This window comes from Bradyrhizobium sp. CCBAU 65884 (genome assembly GCF_028128835.1).
In the GTDB taxonomy this organism is placed as follows: Bacteria; Pseudomonadota; Alphaproteobacteria; order Rhizobiales; family Xanthobacteraceae; genus Bradyrhizobium; species Bradyrhizobium ottawaense.
The window spans coordinates 1,032-1,327 of sequence record NZ_LBJU01000002.1 but is presented as its reverse complement, the minus strand read 5'-3'; the positions used below and the strand labels follow the sequence as shown (position 1 = coordinate 1,327).

Sequence of the window (296 nt, the reverse complement as noted above, 5' to 3'; positions counted from 1 at the left end):
TCTCCATGGCAACGAGCGGCATCAGCTGCTCGCGGTATTGCACCATGTAGCGGCCGTTCGAGAACTCGATCTTGTCGGCGGGCAGCTCTTCCAGGCGGGTGACGAGGCCAAGCGGGACCGCCTTGGGCTGCGACGAGCCGGCGCGGAACACCAGCAGCGAGGTGGTCTGCTCGCCCGATCCGATGTGATGCGCGCCGTTCTCGTCGCCCATGTCATGGGCCGAGGAGCCGGCGGCGCCGAGCGCCTTGGCAATGCCGTTGGGGTCGATGATCATGATCACCGCGCCATCGCCCAGG

1 pseudogene is annotated in these 296 nt (G+C 67.2%); it reads right to left on the bottom strand.

Annotation, left to right across the window (positions count from 1 at the left end):
* Positions 1-296: pseudogene (locus tag XI03_RS00065) on the bottom strand (hybrid sensor histidine kinase/response regulator); the annotation flags it as partial.